The following is a 17672-nucleotide window of genomic DNA, read 5'->3' on the forward strand; positions in this document are numbered from 1 at the left end:
CGGCACGCGGCGCGTGCGTCAGCCGCGCGCATGGTCGCGCATCGCCCGGGCGGCCCAGGCGGCCGGCACGCGGCCATCGTCGGCCAGCAGGCGCAGCGCGACCGCGACGATCCAGCGCGCGGTCGGCACGCGTGCGCCGAGCCCGGCCGAATCCGCGCCGAGCGCGGTGAAGCGGGCCGGCACGAACGCGCCGATCTGCGCGGCGACGTGCCGTGCATATCCGGTCACGGCAAGCACCGGCGTGCCGCCTTCGCCGAGGCAGGCCCGTACGTGCGGGACGCGTGGCGCGTGATGCGGATGCAGCAGGTTCCAGCGTTCGGCCGCGCGACCGTCGCGCGCGAGCCGCGTATAGCTCGGGCAGCTCCAGATCGTCGAGTCGATCCGCCATTCGTCGTGCAGCAGCTTGGCGGCTTCCGTCACTTGCGCGAGCGTGCTGCCTGCGCCGCACAGCCGGATGTGCGCCGACGCGCCGGCGGCCGCACGCCGGCCGGCCCGCACCATGCCGCTGAACGCATCGCGAGCCGCCGCGGCCGACAGCGGTTTCGCATCGAGCCCGCAGTCGTCATGGCTCGCGAGATAGAAGAAGCCCGGTTGCCCGGAGACGTAGAGCGTGCGCAGCGCGTGACGCAGGATCGCGATCGCTTCGTGTCCCGACGCCGGATCGTACGGTGTGCATGCCGCGTTTGCAGCGAGCCAGTGCGGGACGTCGGGCGTCACGCCCTTCGGCCATGACGACGCGGCCGTTTCCGCATCGTTGACGAAGATTCCGCGATCGACGGTTTCGATCGATGCCAGCCGTAGCCGATCGATCTCGCGTGCATGCAGCAGGTACAGCAGCGGCCGCTCGAAACACTTGCCCGGATCGAGAAAGCGCAGCGGCCACGCACTGATGTGGCGATGCGCGTGCGTGCCCGGAAACGATTCACGCGCATCCGCGCGGACGATCCAGGCGCGTTTCGACGTCGTCGCATCGTGTTCGAGGCAATCGGCGGCCGCGCGCATCGCGCCGAGCGGGGACACCGCCGCGCCCGGCGGCGCGAGCCGCCGCGTCGTCAGTCGTTCGAGGCAGGCCGCCGCGGCGCGGCGGGTATCGGGTGTCCGCACGGGCGGACCGGGTCGCGCAGTCTGCATGTCCCTCCTTCGAGTACTGGCTTGTCGCCGGCGACATCGGTTCCGGCATAGGATTGCAATTGCAACGATTGTAGTTGCAACGACAACCCGATGACAAGGACCGACATGACCTCAGCGCACTCCCTCACGTTCTATACGGCCGACACGCCGAACGGGCACAAGATCGCGATCTACCTGGAAGAGGCCGGGCTCGCGCACGATCGCGTGCAGGTGAATCTGTCCGCCGGCGAGCAGCGCAGTCCGACGTATCTCGCGATCAATCCGAACGGCAAGATCCCGGCCATCGTCGACCACGATGCGGGTTTGGCCGTATTCGAATCCGGCGCGATCCTCGGCTATCTCGTCGAGAAGACGGGCTGCCTGCAGCCTGAAACGCTGGCCGAGCGCACGGCGGTCCAGCAATGGCTGCATTTCCAGATTGGTGGAATCGGGCCGATGCTCGGCCAGTTGTGGTGGTTCCTGCATGCATCGAAGACGGGCAACGCGGAAGCGATCGACCGCTACCGCAAGGAGGCGCTGCGTCTCTACGGCGTCGTGAACGGCCGCTTGTCGGAATCGGCGTATCTCGCGTCGTCGCGCTATTCGATCGCCGACATCGCCGCGTTTCCGTGGCTGCGCACGGCGGGCGAGCTCGATCTCGACGTTGCCGGCTTCCCGCACGTCGAGCGCTGGCTTGCCGAGATCGCCGCGCGGCCGGCCGTGCAACGAGGCCTGATCGCCTGCCGCGCGCCAGTGGCCGAGGCGGCGCACTGACATCGCATTGCCCGCGCGGCCCGGACGGTGCGGGGCCGGCCGCCTGCCGGGAAACATCGTTCTCCTTCGTCGTAAACGTCTCGAATGCAGGATATTTGCGCCGTTCGATCCGCTTTGGCGTGGCCGTGAATCGATGACGAAGTGGCGTACGGCCGCCACCCCGGCCGTCCAGACGCACGAATAGCTGGAGAGCCGATGCTTAGCATCGCGGCCGGCGGCCTACCGCGGCGGCCGCCCGGTCATTACGCTTGGGCGATCATCCACTCTGTCCGGAAGGTCGCCATGTCCCGGCTCGACTACAAGCTGCTCGGCCCCTGCCTGCTCGCCATCGCGCTCGACGCGATGGGGTTCGGGCTCGTCTATCCGATGATGTCCGCTATTTTCAGCGACCCGCACGCGGGTATCCTGCCGGCCGACGCCGGCGCGCACGCGCGCAATTTCTATCTCGGTCTCGGCTACGGGATCTACCCGCTGTGCATGTTCTTCGGTTCGTCGCTGATGGGCGAGCTGTCCGATCGCTACGGCCGCCGGCGGGTCCTGCTGCTGTGCGTGCTCGGCCTCGCGGCCGGCTACGCGATGATGGCGGCCGGCGCATGGCATGCCAGCGTTGCGCTGCTGCTGGCCGGCCGCGGGCTCACCGGCCTGATGGCCGGTTGCCAGGGCATCGCGCAGGCGGCCATCACCGATCTGAGCACGCCCGACACGAAGGCGTACAACATGAGCATCATGTCGCTCGCGTTCAGCGCGGGCGTGATCGTCGGCCCGGTGCTCGGCGGCGTCACGTCCGACCGGACGATCTCGCCGCTGTTCGATTACGGCACGCCGTTCATGCTGGTCGCCGCGCTGTCGCTGATCTGCGCGTGCTGGACCTGGGCGTCGTATCGCGATTCCGCCGCGCCGCGCGGCGATACGCGCATCGATCCGTTGCTGCCGCTACGGATCATCGTGGAGGCCGCGCGCCAGCGCAACGTCGCGTTCCTGTCGGTGGTGTTCTTCCTGATGCAGGTCGGCTACGGTCTCTACCTGCAGACCATCATGCTGCTGTTGCAGGCGAAATTCGGCTATACGAGCGCGCGGCTCGGATTGTTCAGCGGCGTGATCGGCCTCTGCTTCGTGTTCGGCCTGCTGTGCGTCGTACGGCTGATGCTGCGCGTGTGGCGCGTGATCGATATCGCGAAGACGGGCCTGCTGGTGGCCGGCCTTGGCCAGATCCTGTCCGCGCTGTTCCCGCACGAACCGGTGCTGTGGGCGCTCGCGATGGTCGTCGGCTGCTTCGACATGGTGGCGTACACGACGATGTATACGGCATTTTCCGATGCCGTCAGCTGCGATCGGCAGGGCTGGGCGCTCGGCGTCGCGGGCTCGGTGATGGCGGTCGCGTGGGTCGTGACGGGCGCGCTGACGAACCTGCTGCCCGTATTCGGCGAGACCGGTTTGCTGCTGATCGGCGGCGCGGGTTTCCTGCTCAGTTTCGCGATGATGGCTGCGTATGGCCGCACGCGGCGGGGCGCGCGCGCGGCCGTGTTGTCGTAGGTGGCTCACATGCACGTTGGCCCGATCCTGTCGGACGTTGTCCCGCGCGCCGCTGTCGCATGACGCCGCGCGGCCCGACACTGGCGCGTCGCGGCCGGAGAGGTTCCGGGCTGCGTGCGGCGGCGCCGGCAGGCCCGGCGCGCCGTTCCGTCAATGTGTCAACCGAGAGAGCTTGCCATGCAACATCCAACCATCCGTACCCTGGCCGGCGCGAGCGCGCCGACGTCGATCGCCGCCGCCCGCACCGCGCTGCTGGTGATCGATTTTCAGAACGAATACTTCAGCGGCCGGCTGCCGATTCCGGACGGGCCTCGTGCGCTGGGCAATGCGCGGCGCGTGATCGCGTTCGCCGACCGCGCGGGCATTCCGGTGTTTCACGTACAGCACGTCGGTGCAGCCGACAGCCCGATCTTCGCCGACGGCAGCGACGGCTTCCGCTTTCACTCGGACCTGCAGCCGGCGCCGCATCACGCAGTCGTGAAGAAAACGTCGGTGAGCGTATTTCCGACGACGGACCTCGATGCGCGGCTGAAGGCGGCCGGCATCGACACGCTGATCGTCACCGGCCTGATGACGCATGCGTGCGTGGCCGGCGCGGCACGCGATGCGGTGCCGCTCGGCTATGCGGTGATCGTCGTCGACGATGCATGCGCCACGCGCGACCTCGACGTCGCGGACGGCGGCACGGTGCCGCATCGCGACCTCCATCGTGCGACGATGGCCGCGCTGTCGGACACGTTCGGCGACGTGCTGACGACCGAGCAGGTGCTGGCGCTCGGCGTCGCGTGACGGCGGCCGGGTTCGCGCGTCGGTCGGCCCAGCCCGGCGGCCGGCCGATGCGCGGGCTCCGTGCATCAGAACATCGTGTTCCGGTTCGCGGACGTTTCGGGCACCGGCTGGATCACGTCCCAGTGTTCGACGATCTTGCCGTCCTTCACGCGGAAGATGTCGACCACCGCTTCGCCGCGATCGCCCGGACGCTCGGTCGCATGAACGTGCAGGTAGACGAGGTCGCCGTCGGCCGCGCTGCGGACGATGCGCGCGCGCGATGCCGGGTTCTTCTGGAACGCGCCGACGAAGTACGACACGAACGGCTGCTTGCCGTCCGGCACGTGCGGGTTGTGCTGCTTGTAGTCGTCCGCGACGACGGCGGCGGCCTCGACCGCTTCGTGCCGGTTGAAGAAGCGGTCGTAGAACGTCAGCACGAGCTGGCGGTTGGCTTCCTCGGCGGCCAGGTCGCGCGCGGCCGGGCCGGCGGCCAGCGCGGCCGTCGATGCGGCCAGCAAGACGAACGCGGCAACGGCGCGAACGGGGGAGCGGAACGAAGGCATGTCGCGTTTTCCTCGGTTGACGATTCGTGGACGGATGCGCGAGCGCAACTGGGTGTTGCGCTCGCGACGACCGGCGGGCGATGACGGCTTGGCCGCGGGATGCATGTCGTATCGGCACGAAGGTTTCGCCGACCGGACCATGAGGTTGCAGGTGCCGGGATGGCGAGGCGCGCGGCATCGTCATGCTTCGTTGAACTGGCGAATCCGGGGCGGTTGTCGGGCCGATCGAATGGTACAGTTGCCGCGAACCCGTCACAAGAAGTCACCGCGGTGTGAACAGGTCACGCCGCGGTGACCGTGCATCGCCCGTGAAAGAGACTCCCGTCATGCCGCTTCCGTCCGCCGACGAATCCGTCGAACTCGATCAGCCGTGCCCGATTCGCGATGTGCTCGACCGCATCGGCGACCAGTGGAGCCTGCTCGTGCTCGAGGCGCTGGCGGGCGGAGCGATGCGCTTCAACGAACTCGGCCGTACGATCGGCGATGTGTCGAAGCAGATGCTGTCGCGCACGCTGAAGCGGCTCGAACAGGACGGCTTCGTCAGTCGCACGCTGTTCGCCGAAGTACCGCCGCGTGTCGAATATGCGTTGACCGACCTCGGCCGTTCGTTCCAGACGCCGATGCAGGCGATGATCCGGTGGGCCGACGAGCATCATCGCGCGATCTGCGCGGCGCGCCGTCGGGCGCGTGAGCTGGAAGGGGGCGGGCGCTGAGCGCGGCGCGCGCATCGGTTCGCCGATTGACGATGCGCGGCAGATGAGCGCGATGGATCGAAGCATGGCCGGACGCATTCGCATCGCCATCGCGTGGCTTCGTTATCCGAAGGATGTCGTCGAAATGGGCGGCCCGACGACAGGTTGACCGGGCGCCCCTGCCGTCGCGCATGATTCCGTGGCGCGGACGGCGGCGGTTCTCGCGCGCTGTTCCGCTCGGGCGCTTCATCGGCCGAAGCCGAGCCGCTGCTTACCGCCACGAACCGTCGACGTAGACCCAGACCGGCCCCTGGCGGCGCCAGTAGCCGGGCACCCAGCGGCGCCCGGGGCGCCGCGCGACCCAGCGGCCGGACACCCATATATAGCGGCCGCGCTGCCAGCGCCAGTAGCCGTCCGTCCATATATAGCCGTGCGGCCGGGGTGGTGGCGGGCGACGGTCGTGGCGTGCCGCCGGCGGCGCGAAGCGCGGCCGATCCGCATAGGGCGGCCGGCCGGGGGCATGGTTCGGGCCGGCGGGCCGGTACCCGGGCGGGGCGGGCTGGGCCGCGGCGGCGCGCAGCCAGCCGGTGCCGACGAAGGCGGCGGTCAATCCGATGGCGCGCAGCAACGAGCGTCGATTCATGGCGGTTCCTGTTCTGTATTCGAGGCTGCCTTACATTAGCCTGCCGGTACGCTTACCGGGTTACGCAGGCGGTTAAGGCTGTTACCGCGTGTCACGGCAGGCGCGAGCCGCCTTTTCGCTTTCTAACGGCTGACGGGATCTCGCGGTGGTCAGGCGTCGCTCCCTGTTTACCGGTCGAGGGCGACGTTTTAGATGCGGGATGGCCAATATTTGAGATTGAATCGGGTAACAATTACCGATTTAGGGGTGCCGAATCGAATCCGCTTGTTGTTTCTATGCAACCGTCAAGACGATGACATGAAAGAATGGTGCGATGAAAGGCTCCAAAAAGCCGTCGTCAAGAAGTCAAAAACAAGCGTTAAAACAAATACTTATGACGAGTCCCCACTTTCATTATTTCTAGTTCTGGAAAAGCTTATTTCTTTATTTGCGGATCGCTCCCCTAGGGTACACCCCTAAACTCACGGTTCCCAAACGGGCAACTATCCGGGCGCCGCCAGCAGGACCGATGGCGCTCCCGGGCGGTTGCAGACCGTTTATGAACAAGGTCGCGAGACCTGCCTCTTTTTAGAAGGGAGCTCCACGAATGAACAAGACTCTGATCGTTGCAGCAGCTGCAGCATCGTTTGCTACCGTCGCTCACGCGCAAAGCAGCGTCACGCTGTACGGCGTGCTGGACGCAGGCATCACCTACCAAAGCAACGTCGGCGGCAAGTCGCTGTGGTCGATGGGCTCGGGCATCGACCAAAGCCGTTTCGGTCTGCGTGGTTCGGAAGACCTCGGTGGCGGCCTGAAGGCAATCTTCACGTTGGAAAGCGGCTTCAACATCGGTAACGGCCGCTTCGCAAACGGCAACGGCGGCATGTTCAACCGCCAGGCTTTCGTCGGCCTGTCGAGCCAGTACGGCACGGTCACGCTGGGTAAGCAATATGACGCAACGCAAGACTACCTGGCGCCGCTGACGGCAACGGGCTCGTGGGGCGGCACGTACTTCGCGCACCCGCTGAACAACGACCGTCTGAGCACGAACGGCGACGTCGCGCTGAACAACTCGATCAAGTACACGAGCGCTAACTACGCTGGCCTGCAATTCGGCGGTACGTACTCGTTCTCGAACAACACGAACTTCGGCAACAACCGCGCATACAGCGGCGGTCTGTCGTACCAGTTCCAAGGTCTGAAGCTGGGTGCAGCATACTCGCAAGCAAACCTGGGTGACGGTACCAACACGAACGGCGCATCGACGCTGGGTGGCCAAGGCCGTGTCCGTACGTACGGTGCTGCTGCTGGTTACGCATTCGGCCCGGCACAAGTCGGCGCTGCATGGACGCAATCGCGTATCGACAACCAAGCTGCTGGCGTTCCGACGCTGCGCGCTGACAACTACGAAGTCAACGCAAAGTACAACCTGACGCCGGCTCTCGGCCTGGGTGCTGCTTACACGTACACGAACGCGAAGGTCAACAACGGCAGCTCGCACTGGAACCAGTTCGGCGTGCAAGCTGACTACGCTCTGTCGAAGCGCACCGACGTGTACGCACAAGCTGTGTACCAACGTGGCGCGAAGGGCAACAACATCGTTGGCACGGGCATCTACAACGGCGACAACACGACGGCATCGAGCTCGTCGGTCAACCAAACCGCAGCAACGGTTGGTCTGCGTCACCGCTTCTAAGCGTGACGGGCGGGGTAACCCGCTTCGCAGCATCGAAAAGGCGCCTTCGGGCGCCTTTTTTTCGTGTGCCGAGTGCGATGGCGGCAATCCGGATCGTTCGGATGCAAAAAAGCGAGGCCGGTGCCTCGCTTTTTTCGTTCTGCGCCCGTATGGCGCGGCGCGGGGCGACCGGTGGCTCAGCGCGTGTATTCGCCGTTGGCTTCCGGCTGGAACACGATCGCGGCGACCTTCATCAGTTTTTCGGCGCCACTCGGCTGCATCACCTTGACCATCTGGCCGCGTTGCGTGCCCAGCAGTGCCATGCCGACGGGCGAGAAGACGTTCAGGCGGCCGAGTTCGAGGTTGGCGGCGTCCGGATAAACGATCGTCCACGTGGCCTGTTCCTGGGTCGCTTCGTCGAGCAGCGTGATCTGCGAGTTCATCGTGACGACGTTCGCCTTGATGGCGTCGGGCTGGACGATATCGGCGCGTTCGAGCAGCGTGTCGAGCATCGTCTGGAAGCGCGGATTGTGCTCGGCGTGCTTTTCGAGGCGAGCGACGTCGAGTTCGGTCAGCTGGTAAAGGCGTTGTTTCATGGTGGTTCTCCAAATGATCGGCAGGGGCAGGCGTGGCGTGCCTGTGAGGATCGCCCGGAGCCTGTCTAACCTGGCTCCGGGTGGAGACCGAGCGGTCAGATCAGGCGCCGGGCAGGGGCGAGCGGTGCCTGGGCCGTGCGTCGAGCGAGGGGATGCGCCGGCTGGCCGGCGCGCGCGCGCACGCCGGCCGGGCCGGACGGCGAAACCGAAAGGGGCGTGAGCGCGTACATGGTGGATGGAATATCGGCTGGCGAATAAAACCTTACGATTCTACAACACAACCTTCCAGGCATGTGATCGGGTTGTTGGCGTTTCGTCAGCGATTGTTGTGTAGATGAAGCAAGTTGCAACGAGCCTGTCCGGAAACAGTGGGCGATTTTTTCCAAAAATGCAACGCTGTATGTTCAAACTAAGGGTTTCCCCTTGGAGGGGCGCGCACTACACTGGATTCAATCGCTTCAGACAGTCTTGTCGAGGCGACGTCAAAAGAGAACATATTCCGGAGGTAAATCATGAAGTCGATCATCTACGCAGCCATCGCCGCATCCGTCCTTGCCGCTCCGATTGCATCGTTCGCGCAGTCCGAGCAGGGGTTGACCCGCGCTCAGGTCAAGGCCGAACTCGTGCAGCTCGAGCAGAACGGCTACAAGCCGCTGGCGAGCGATTCGCAATATCCGAGCGACATCCAGGCCGCCGAGCAACGCATCCAGCCGAATCAACCGATGCTCGCGCAAGCCGATACGAGCGGCTACGGTGCGGTGGCGACGGGTGCCGCGCAAGGCGGCCGCCGCGTGACGCGTGACGCGCCGAATCCCGTGAATTCGGTGTACTTCGGTAACTGATTGAACATCCCGGTCTGCCCGAGCGCACCGCTGAATTGACGAGACGCGCGCGAACTGCGCGTGCCGTCCGCCCGCAGGAGCAGAACCTCCGTCGCCGCATGCCGGCGGCTTTCCGCCCAGACGCTGACGCGTTTGGGCCTTTTTTGCTGGGCGGATCAGGCGGACGTGACGGTGGGCGTGCCGTGGATATAGTGTTCGAGCTGGCTGATCGTGAACTGCTGATCGGCAATCACGCTCTTCACGAGGTCGCCGATCGAGATGAGACCGACCAGCTTGCCGCCGTCGAGCACGGGCAAGTGGCGCATCCGGTGCTCGGTCATCAGCGCCATGCACTCGTCGGTGGATTGCGACGGTTCGACGTAGCGCACCTTCGCCGTCATGATTTCCTCGACGCGGGTGGCTTTCGACGAGCGGTCCTGCAGGACGATCTTGCGCGCGTAGTCGCGCTCGGTGACGATGCCCGCGATGTCGTCGCCGTCCACGACCAGCAGTGCACCGATGCCCTTTTCCGCCATCAGCTTGATGGCGTCGTAGACGAGATCGGTCTTCGTGACGGTGTAGATGGTACGGCCCGAATCCGGCTTGGCCTTGAGAATCTGCGCGACAGTCGTGCTCATTCGCTTTCTCCGTGTGCAGGTCGATGCAGGGCAGGCGGGGCGTGCTGCGCGTCACCCGGTGAGCCCAGTATAGCCGGGCGGGCGGCGGCAGTCGCGTGACGTTTCCAGATTAGCGGTAAACTCCCGTCACGCACCATCCACACAACTCCTACATTCCTGAAGTTTCGATTGAATTCATGATGTCTTCGCGTCCCCAATCGCCCACGCCGGGCAAATGAAGATAATCATAGGAACATTCTCCCCCCTCTTTTATTCATTTTAAGACCTTGATTTTAATTGTAATTTTTAAGACTTTGGCCTCCAGCGTGGTCTTTCCGAAAGTGGTCTAAAAATGTCGTACTTACGCGGAAGTTACGCGACGCGGTATACTTGATTCCGTAAATTCACAATGTGTGCGTGGCACGGGGAATCATGGCGAAGGAAAGTACGACAAAGGTGAACATCCGGTCGCGCACCGCGCGAGCGAAGCTTAAGCATCAGAATGAGCCGTATTGGGATGCCATCCGGCGCGGTCTGCACATCGGCTACAGAACGTCCACGCTGGCTCCCGGGACATGGGTTGGGCGCATGTACAAGGACGGGCGCTATCACCATACGACGCTCGATGGGCAACCCGAATTTGACGACGCTCGAAGGCAGGTTGAGCAGTGGGCGGATGCGCTGATCCAAGGTGCTGCGAAGAAAGCGGATAGTCCAGATACGCCCCTTACCGTAGAGGATGCTTGTAAGAAGTACGTTGAGAATTTGGAGGCTCGCAAGGGGGCAAAGAGCGCCTACGACGCGTCTAATCGCTTCGAACGGTTGGTGTACGGTAAGCCGATCGGAAAGACGATGCTCGCGCTGTTGGAGACGAAGAACATTGAAAAATGGCTTAACGCCCAAACGGCGGGGGCTGTCGGGGATGATGATATCCGTAAGGCTCGGGATTCAGCTAACCGCAATCTGAAAAGTCTAAAGGCTGCACTCAATTTTGCGAGAAGAAACAAATGGGTTGCAAGTGACGTTGAATGGAAGGTGGTTGGCTATTTCGAGAAAGTGGATGTTAATCGGGATGGCTTTCTGACAATCGAACAACGTAATCATTTGCTCGGCTGTATGCCAGACGATTTGCGTTTGTTCGCAACCGCGTTGATGCTTCTTGGTTGCCGTCCGGGAGAGTTGGCTAAGGCTCTTGTGTCGGACTATAACCCGAATACTGGAACGCTTACCCTGCGTCCAAGCAAAACGAAATCGCGCGCAATATCGCTGTCTACCAAGGCGCAGGAATTATTTGGTGAGCAGGTGAAAAATAGAGGTGGCGGCGCTCCCTTGTTCATGACTGACCGACACAAAAAATGGACTGTTGACGCATGGCATAGTCGATTTGTAAAGGCGCGATCTAAGGCAGAAATGCCGAACGCGGTTCTATATTCTGCGAGACATAGTTTCATTAGCGAACTGCTGACGAAGGGTGTACCAATACATGACGTGGCGAAATTTACGGGAACGTCGGTCAAGCACGTGGATAAGAATTATGGCCACTTGACCAAAGAAGGGCAGGACCGAATTAATCGCATCGCGATACTTTGAAAAGCCGTCCGGCATTCCAACCGGGCGGCTCTTTTGCTTTCGGTGTCTCCGCGAGTAGCATTTCCACGATTTTCTATGGGAACGCTATCCGGTCTGAATAAGGGCAAGCGGGTCGATGTGGCAGGGATGGGGTGTTATCTGCGTTTACTATCTGTGTTTACTATATATCCAATATAGTCATTTCCAGAAAAGTCTGTAAAACACCATATCGATGGTCAGTGAAGTGCGTGTTTCACCGGTCTTGGTCTGTAAAACACACGCCTTCCATCCCGCGATTTCGCGGCACTATTCCGCGAAAGTGCGGAATCACTATATAGAACAGATATAAACACAGATGTAAACGCAGATAACGCCTGTCGAGTCTGTCGGTGCATGCTCGTGCTGTGTAAATGCTTCTGAAAACGAGACCTTTTTGTTCTGTACAATGCAAACAAGCCATGTTCCAATTTGACGAGTGTATTAATCAACGTCGAGGAACATATGAATAAATCTGTAAAAACTGGAGTGGAGTTCGTATCTCGCGCCGTCCAAGCAAACAAGATATTCGCCGCCAAACAATCGTGCGTCGCTGAGGAACACTCGAATGCCGCATCTGGCGTTGAGGAACACGACGGGCGGAGATACGTCGTCCTGCGCAATGTAAGGGGCGTGCTGGCCGTATATCGCATCCGAAACGATAACGACCGTCTGCGCCGCCTCAAACGCATCCCGTCATTCGTGATTGGGTAAAGCTCGGCGGGTAGGTACCCCTCAAATGTGCAGGATGCGCATCGCAAGGAACCAGAGGACCCATTGCGCAACAACAGCACCGACAAGGGAAGCGACTACGGTACGAGCCGGTCGTCTCTGCGAGAACAGGAAGAAGCCAAGCAGAGCAAACAAGATCGGCGGGCCGAACAGGTAGACGAACAACTCAATTGTGGAGCCAATCGTTGCGCGGCATGCGTCAACGCCTCCGCCACAAGTTCCGGCCGGTGGGGTACACCAATGCTCGATCACCGTGCATAGACGCGAATCAACCGCAGACCATGAGATCACGCTGACGAGTCCTGCGATCGCAAAGCCGATCGTTCCCAATAGCCGCCGCATCATTTGATTTCCCAAAAGAGGATTTGCTTCGAGTTCCGGAGGTCTGACCAACCCAGACGGGTGCCGGCACCGAACGCTTGGAGGCCCATCACCCGGCCAAAAGTCGCAACCGCATCGGGGGCGCTGCTGACGGTCAGGCGCGAACCATTCCATAGATCGATGTGCCCGCCACTGGCGTTCGCAGCGGCCTCGCCGTCACGTGACCAGTAGCGCGAGAACTGGATAATTCCCGTGCGTCCTTTCACCTTCGATTCCCAATCGGCCCCGGTGATGTTCTCCGCTTTCGGCAGTCCGGCGAAAGGCTGAAGTTGCAACCATTCGCCAAGTTCATCCGCACGTGTCGCGGTCGGCTTGCCTTCGAGCATGATGCGGCCGATGGTCTGAGAGCCGGACATGGGCTTTACCGTCTTCTGTGAAAACGACCTCATTTCCACGCCGACGCGATGCAACATCACACTTATGCGGATAGCACACTGATTGTCGTAATCTGGGTTGTTGTACGGATTGCCGTAAGGGTAGGCGTCCCAAAGCTCTTTGAACGTGATCGCCTTGACGGGAATCTCTCGCTGCGAACCTGCTTGCTTGTTCGTGTCGATCTTGCTCGGTTTCGTGTGCGGCATCGATCATTCCCCGTGGTGCTTGGCGATAGCGTCGTCGCCCCAGTAAACGGTGTAGCTGCCCGGATCGTCCCCGGTGTAGACGCGCGGTATCGTCCCGCCGGCATCGAGTCGGCCGAAATGCACGCGGCCGTCTGCGGTTTCGACGTAGTACGGCAAGCCTTCGACCTGATGTTCGGTTGCCTTAACCTGCTCATCGAACGCGCCTTTCTTGACCGATGCGACGCCGCCATCCGCAGTACGGCTTGATACCACCTTACCGTGCCCCTCGATCATGTCGTCGCACCAAGTTTCGCCGCCGAGGCCGGCAATGATTTTCGGTGGTTTTGGGCATCCGCAAAGCACGATGTCCTGATCGAGCGCTTGCTCGCCAGACATGCTCATGCGGTACGGGCCGCCCGATTTCGCGATGACTCCGGGAGACTTGCAGGCAGCGCAGAAGGCTGGGCCGCCGATCAATGCGACCTGATGCCCGTTCATGGTGATGGGTGGCCCGCCATGCGGCAGGACGGTGCCACCGCTCGACAACGTATCCCCGACCACTGCGAGTTTTCGCAACATGCGTGTGCCCCTCGAATATGTGGCGTCAGCGCGCAGCGCCTCGGCCTCTCTCAATATTGTTCGGATGAATCGATGCAGATTCTACCAAGTCGAGCTAATAGAGGGCATCCGCAGACACTAACCGACCGAGCAGAAAAAAGCCCCTTGGACGAACATCCAAAGGGCTTCTTCATTGAATCAGTACGACGCCACGTAGCGCGGCTTCCTGATCTACCGTGATTCTGAGCGCCGTCGGTCTTTTACTCGCCGCCTTCCATGTCGCGGATGGTTTCGAGCAGGTCAGCTTGTTTCGCCACCGCATCGAGCATGAAATCGTTGCTGACTGCGAACGCTGCCGAAGCGCTTCCGGCCACATGGTTGTTCAGATAGTTGACCGTGCCATCGCGGGATTTGATCCAGTCCTTCTGCATCTGGTTCAGTGCTGCGATGCCCGCCGAATCATTGGCCGCCTTGCGGTGCGCTATCAACTTGTTGTAGGCCGCGTTCAACCGTTTCTTTTGCACTGCGACTGCGGCATCGTAGCAGCGCGCTTGCTGTTCCTGATCTTGAGCGTGGTCGAAACACTGCTTCACCGGATCAGCCTTCGTCGGCGTGGCAGCGTGAGCTGACGTGGCGAGAGTGGCGAACGATACGACGGCTGCTGCGATGATTTTGTTCATGATTGCGCTCCTTGTAATCGGATTTCTGATTTGGTTTTCCAGACGATCGGCGTTCTCTTGTTGCTCCGACTTCCGGGGGAATTCTGTTTTAGTGGGTACCTGCGTTGGTCGGCTGGTTTTCGGTGCATGTGGTGGTCATGCCGTTTGCTTTCGTGGAGCAGTAGCCGATCCAACCGTCGATTTCGCTCGAGTCGAACGTGATTTGCGCATCACGGTCCGCAGGCCAGTACGAGACGGCGTAACCACACTGCTTGCTCGCGAAAATAATCGCGGGCTTGTAGACTGGCGAATTGAAGTTGACCGGCGTTTGCTTGATCAGCTTGATGTCCGGGCAGGATGCGGACACGTTTGGCAGTTTCTGTTGCGCGGATTCGCTCGCCTGATCGGTATCCATGCCACGATCTTTCGCGGCGCGCGCCCACTGATCGGCGGTAGATGCGCGATGGTCGGCAATCGCATTTTCTCGGGCGGCGTCGCTGTTGGCGCTCGCCGCTTTCGCTGCGGTTGCAGCTTCTGCGGCGTTTTCGGCGCGCTTGGCAACCATCATCACGCCGACCATCGTAGCCTGACAGCGGTTGGAGAATTCGTAACGTGCCAGACTTGCGGCCGTCATGAGATTCGCGAAGTTTCCGTACGCTTTGGTCGCACCGGCCGTGCACGCTTGATCAGCCAGCGCGGCCCCCTTCTTTTGCACTACAGTGCGCATCATGCTGCGAAGTTCCCCACCGCTCGGGCCGGACAACTTGTCGCCGCCCATTTCGTAATTCAGTAGCTTCAGGTCTGCCGCGCAGGAATCTAGAAAGCGCGCGACCGTTTCGCACGATTGCGGGAGTGCCGCACCTGCCGCGTGTGCTGTGCAGGTGATGATTGCGGCGGCGGACACGACGGCCAGCTTGACGATTGTCGCTGCGGAATTGCGATTCATTGCTTCGCCCCGAAAGGTTTGTTTATTTGGGCAGCGGCGCTCGCCGCTGCTCGCTGGAATAAAAAGCGCCGACAGGGGGCCGTCGGCGAAAGAAGGTTCCGGCCATCAAAGGCACGAGATTTTTGCCGGAACCGGCCAAGATGTGCCCGCGGCTCCGAAGTGTCGCGGGGAATTCGCTGCAGCACATAATATACCTCATAGGGAATAATATGTGTGGTGACGCCCTTCACGCTGCGGTGCGGAGAACAGACACTTCCCCGACTACCGGGGAGGACATCTGTCTTGAGCAACGCTGCACAACTTGCGAAGTCCATTGGCGACGCCATTTCCGCTCGCCGGAAGGCGCTTGGAATGACTCAGGAAAAGTTGTCCGAACTCATCCAGATCGAGCAATCTTCCCTATCGCGAATCGAACGAGGGACCTTGATTCCAAATCTCGAACGACTAGCAGGGATTGCCGAAAAGCTCGACTGCCGTCTTGCCGACTTGTTGGGAGCTAGCGGAACTAGTGCAATGGATCGCGCGATCCGTATTCAGGAGCGACTGGAAAAACTGTCGCCAGCGCAGCAGGAAGCATTCGAAAAATTGATCAACGATGCATTTGAATTGGTTGAGGCGTCGTCGAAAAAGCGAAGCAGGTCGGGCGATTGATGTCCGTGATTGACGCAGGTTCTTGGGGCACGGCGAACTGGCACTGGTCGCCGGGCGAAAAGCCAGACAGGTAACACGGATACTGTGGCGGGGCCGGTCCAAGAAGTCCACGCTGTTCGCACCCGACGGCACGCACATCGCATATGAGATCGACGATGTGTTTTGCCAGGTGTGTAAAACTATCGGAAAAATTCAATGCGTCGGCCCGCGACTTTCGATGACCGGGCCGACGATCGTCGCGTTGCCCTGAGTGATGATTTGTGCGTTTGCAAGTGTTCGGTACCGCCGTTGCTCGTCGCGTCGCAGCATGTCATGTCGGTTGATGTCTGACGCGACATGAGAAGCCGATTAGTCGGCAGTCGCAGGTTGTAGATATAGCTACCAAGAACGCCAAAAATACAAACAGGGGAAGGTATGAAGCCCAAGGGGATCGCACGCATGCTCGCGCTTGGCGGGTGCGCGTGGGCATTGCTGTCGGGTTGCTCGTTTGAGCGAGCGCAGACAGCGGCCGCAGCGCAAACGCAGATGATTGGACTCTCGAAGAGCGAGGTCTTGGCGTGTATGGGTATCCCAGCGGCGAAGGCCGTTGAGGGAGCTACAGAGGTATGGAGCTACGAGACGGGGAACGGGCGAACCGATACTGTTTCCAATGGCTACTCGAATACCAATGCGGCTGTAACTGGAGCCGCTCAGGCGGCTCGTATCGGAAATTCTGTCTACGCGACGGGCGCAGCAGCAGGGAGTAGCCAGACGAGCAGTTTTGGATTCGGATCGACACGCCGCAGATCGTGCACCGTCTCGATCGTCATGACGAACGGCTCGGTGTCCCGCGTGAACTATAGTGGACCAACCGGCGGCGTTTTAACAAGAGGCGAACAGTGCGCGTTCGCAGTTCAGAACTGTACGCACTGACCTGACGATCGATATTTGCTGTTGGTAACGAAGCCCGGAGAGGTAGTCATGACTGGCTGTTTGGAACGGGATGCCGGTAACGGCGCATGGTGTCGCGTAGGCTCGTACGAGTTCGTGCACCGAGCGGTTGGACGATCACCAATCGCATTATTCGGCGCAGGCCCGTGTGGACGCTGCAAAACGGCTACAGATCGGAGGGCGGATTTTTGTCACCGTCCGATGCGATGACGCTACGCGATCAGTTGGGCGGGCTTTCGTGCTCCACGCAGAAGGAGGCAACGTAAGCGCTTCATCCGAGACGGTTCGCGACCACTCCACTTCAGCCTACGATGTCGAGATAATTCTGAACATCATGGGCCGACATGCACGACAGTCGATGTGGACACGAAATCCGTATCGGGTTTGCCGTGTTCGTCAAACGTGCCGTTGTGGGCTTCCATATCTGCCGTTAGCACCACTGTACTGCCGATTCTCAAGACGATGGTACGCATGTCGTTCATTTCTGCATTCGGCGCGAATTCGTACTCACCGCCAGTGTCTGCCAGTAGGTCGATATCAGGGACAACCGCGTCGCGCTTATTCGGCGTAATGATCGCATTGGCCTTGGCTTCGTCCGAAACCTGTTGCACGCATAGCACGAACGAGTCGCCGTCCTTCTTGACCAGACGGAAGGCCACACTTCGAGGATTCTTCGACTTCACATGCACGACGAGCAGGCGTAGATCGTCCCGGTATGGGAGCACCTGCGTTTCGATGGACAGATTGCTTTGCCAGTTGGTAGCCCCGGCAAGATCGAACTGATAATACGCCCACACGCCGCCGCCGAAGATCGCGAGGCACGACAACACCTTCAGAGCAAGGTCCGCTATATCAAGTGCTCTTTTCATGGCGAGAGTC

18 protein-coding genes and 1 pseudogene are annotated in these 17672 nt (G+C 61.3%); 9 read left to right on the forward strand and 10 right to left on the reverse strand.

The window, feature by feature from the left end; translation table 11 throughout:
• Positions 1-18 precede the first annotated feature (18 nt).
• Positions 19-1131: a pyruvate dehydrogenase gene (locus HWX07_RS03385; protein WP_175875173.1), complete on the reverse strand. Its 1113-nt coding sequence runs from the start codon at positions 1129-1131 to the stop codon at positions 19-21.
• A gap of 105 nt (positions 1132-1236) precedes the next feature.
• Between HWX07_RS03385 and HWX07_RS03390 the strand changes: the two genes are divergently transcribed.
• The 3 genes from HWX07_RS03390 (at position 1237) to HWX07_RS03400 (ending at position 4206) form a co-directional block, all read left to right on the forward strand.
• Entirely contained in the window at positions 1237-1884 is a 648-nt protein-coding gene (locus HWX07_RS03390; RefSeq protein WP_175875174.1) for a glutathione binding-like protein, read from the forward strand.
• A 282-nt stretch (positions 1885-2166) separates the two neighbouring features.
• Positions 2167-3417: an MFS transporter gene (locus HWX07_RS03395; RefSeq protein ID WP_175875175.1), complete on the forward strand. Its 1251-nt coding sequence runs from the start codon at positions 2167-2169 to the stop codon at positions 3415-3417.
• Between the two features lie 177 nt (positions 3418-3594).
• Entirely contained in the window at positions 3595-4206 is a 612-nt protein-coding gene (locus HWX07_RS03400) for a cysteine hydrolase family protein (RefSeq protein ID WP_175875176.1), read from the forward strand.
• A 65-nt stretch (positions 4207-4271) separates the two neighbouring features.
• Here HWX07_RS03400 and HWX07_RS03405 read toward each other — a convergent pair whose 3' ends face one another.
• Positions 4272-4748, reverse strand: coding sequence for a nuclear transport factor 2 family protein (locus HWX07_RS03405; protein WP_175767664.1), 477 nt, complete (start codon positions 4746-4748; stop codon positions 4272-4274).
• A gap of 326 nt (positions 4749-5074) precedes the next feature.
• Here HWX07_RS03405 and HWX07_RS03410 point away from each other — a divergent pair, with 326 nt between their 5' ends.
• A complete protein-coding gene (locus HWX07_RS03410) occupies positions 5075-5461 on the forward strand; it encodes a helix-turn-helix domain-containing protein (RefSeq protein WP_175875177.1) in 387 nt (128 codons plus the stop codon).
• 250 nt (positions 5462-5711) lie between these two features.
• On the opposite strand, the gene HWX07_RS03415 is transcribed toward HWX07_RS03410, so the two are convergent.
• Positions 5712-6083, reverse strand: a complete 372-nt coding sequence (locus HWX07_RS03415; protein ID WP_175875178.1) for a YXWGXW repeat-containing protein — start codon at positions 6081-6083, stop codon at positions 5712-5714.
• A 586-nt stretch (positions 6084-6669) separates the two neighbouring features.
• Between HWX07_RS03415 and HWX07_RS03420 the strand changes: the two genes are divergently transcribed.
• Entirely contained in the window at positions 6670-7758 is a 1089-nt protein-coding gene (locus HWX07_RS03420) for a porin (protein WP_006480960.1), read from the forward strand.
• A 176-nt stretch (positions 7759-7934) separates the two neighbouring features.
• Here the strand turns inward: HWX07_RS03420 and HWX07_RS03425 are convergent, their stop codons facing one another.
• Positions 7935-8333, reverse strand: coding sequence for a GreA/GreB family elongation factor (locus tag HWX07_RS03425; RefSeq protein ID WP_006486027.1), 399 nt, complete (start codon positions 8331-8333; stop codon positions 7935-7937).
• Positions 8334-8845: 512 nt separating this feature from the next.
• Between HWX07_RS03425 and HWX07_RS03430 the strand changes: the two genes are divergently transcribed.
• Complete coding sequence (locus tag HWX07_RS03430; protein WP_175875179.1) at positions 8846-9175, forward strand: DUF4148 domain-containing protein; 330 nt, start codon at positions 8846-8848, stop codon at positions 9173-9175.
• 155 nt (positions 9176-9330) lie between these two features.
• Here HWX07_RS03430 and HWX07_RS03435 read toward each other — a convergent pair whose 3' ends face one another.
• Positions 9331-9792, reverse strand: a complete 462-nt coding sequence (locus HWX07_RS03435) for a CBS domain-containing protein (RefSeq protein WP_012339746.1) — start codon at positions 9790-9792, stop codon at positions 9331-9333.
• A 411-nt stretch (positions 9793-10203) separates the two neighbouring features.
• Between HWX07_RS03435 and HWX07_RS03440 the strand changes: the two genes are divergently transcribed.
• Complete coding sequence (locus HWX07_RS03440) at positions 10204-11361, forward strand: tyrosine-type recombinase/integrase (protein ID WP_175875180.1); 1158 nt, start codon at positions 10204-10206, stop codon at positions 11359-11361.
• A 1088-nt stretch (positions 11362-12449) separates the two neighbouring features.
• Here HWX07_RS03440 and HWX07_RS03445 read toward each other — a convergent pair.
• The 4 genes from HWX07_RS03445 to HWX07_RS03460 all read right to left on the reverse strand — a co-directional run bounded on the left by HWX07_RS03445 (position 12450) and on the right by HWX07_RS03460 (position 15212).
• Positions 12450-13070 (reverse strand): type VI secretion system amidase effector protein Tae4, encoded by a 621-nt coding sequence (locus HWX07_RS03445; RefSeq protein ID WP_175875181.1) that lies wholly within the window; start codon positions 13068-13070, stop codon positions 12450-12452.
• 3 nt (positions 13071-13073) lie between these two features.
• The gene (locus HWX07_RS03450; RefSeq protein ID WP_175875182.1) at positions 13074-13628 is read right to left on the reverse strand and encodes a PAAR domain-containing protein; all 555 of its coding nucleotides are present in this window, start codon (positions 13626-13628) and stop codon (positions 13074-13076) included.
• Positions 13629-13867: 239 nt separating this feature from the next.
• Complete coding sequence (locus tag HWX07_RS03455; protein ID WP_080466856.1) at positions 13868-14287, reverse strand: lysozyme inhibitor LprI family protein; 420 nt, start codon at positions 14285-14287, stop codon at positions 13868-13870.
• Between the two features lie 88 nt (positions 14288-14375).
• A complete protein-coding gene (locus HWX07_RS03460; RefSeq protein WP_175875183.1) occupies positions 14376-15212 on the reverse strand; it encodes a hypothetical protein in 837 nt (278 codons plus the stop codon).
• A gap of 282 nt (positions 15213-15494) precedes the next feature.
• Here HWX07_RS03460 and HWX07_RS03465 point away from each other — a divergent pair, with 282 nt between their 5' ends.
• A complete protein-coding gene (locus HWX07_RS03465) occupies positions 15495-15863 on the forward strand; it encodes a helix-turn-helix transcriptional regulator (RefSeq protein ID WP_154817377.1) in 369 nt (122 codons plus the stop codon).
• Between the two features lie 84 nt (positions 15864-15947).
• Positions 15948-16193, forward strand: a pseudogene (locus HWX07_RS36890) (PAAR domain-containing protein).
• Positions 16194-17125: 932 nt separating this feature from the next.
• Here the strand turns inward: HWX07_RS36890 and HWX07_RS03470 are convergent.
• Positions 17126-17662, reverse strand: a complete 537-nt coding sequence (locus HWX07_RS03470) for a hypothetical protein (protein ID WP_175875184.1) — start codon at positions 17660-17662, stop codon at positions 17126-17128.
• Positions 17663-17672 lie beyond the last annotated feature (10 nt).

Source organism: Burkholderia sp. BCC0097 (assembly GCF_902832985.1).
GTDB classification, from domain to species: Bacteria; Pseudomonadota; Gammaproteobacteria; order Burkholderiales; family Burkholderiaceae; genus Burkholderia; species Burkholderia orbicola.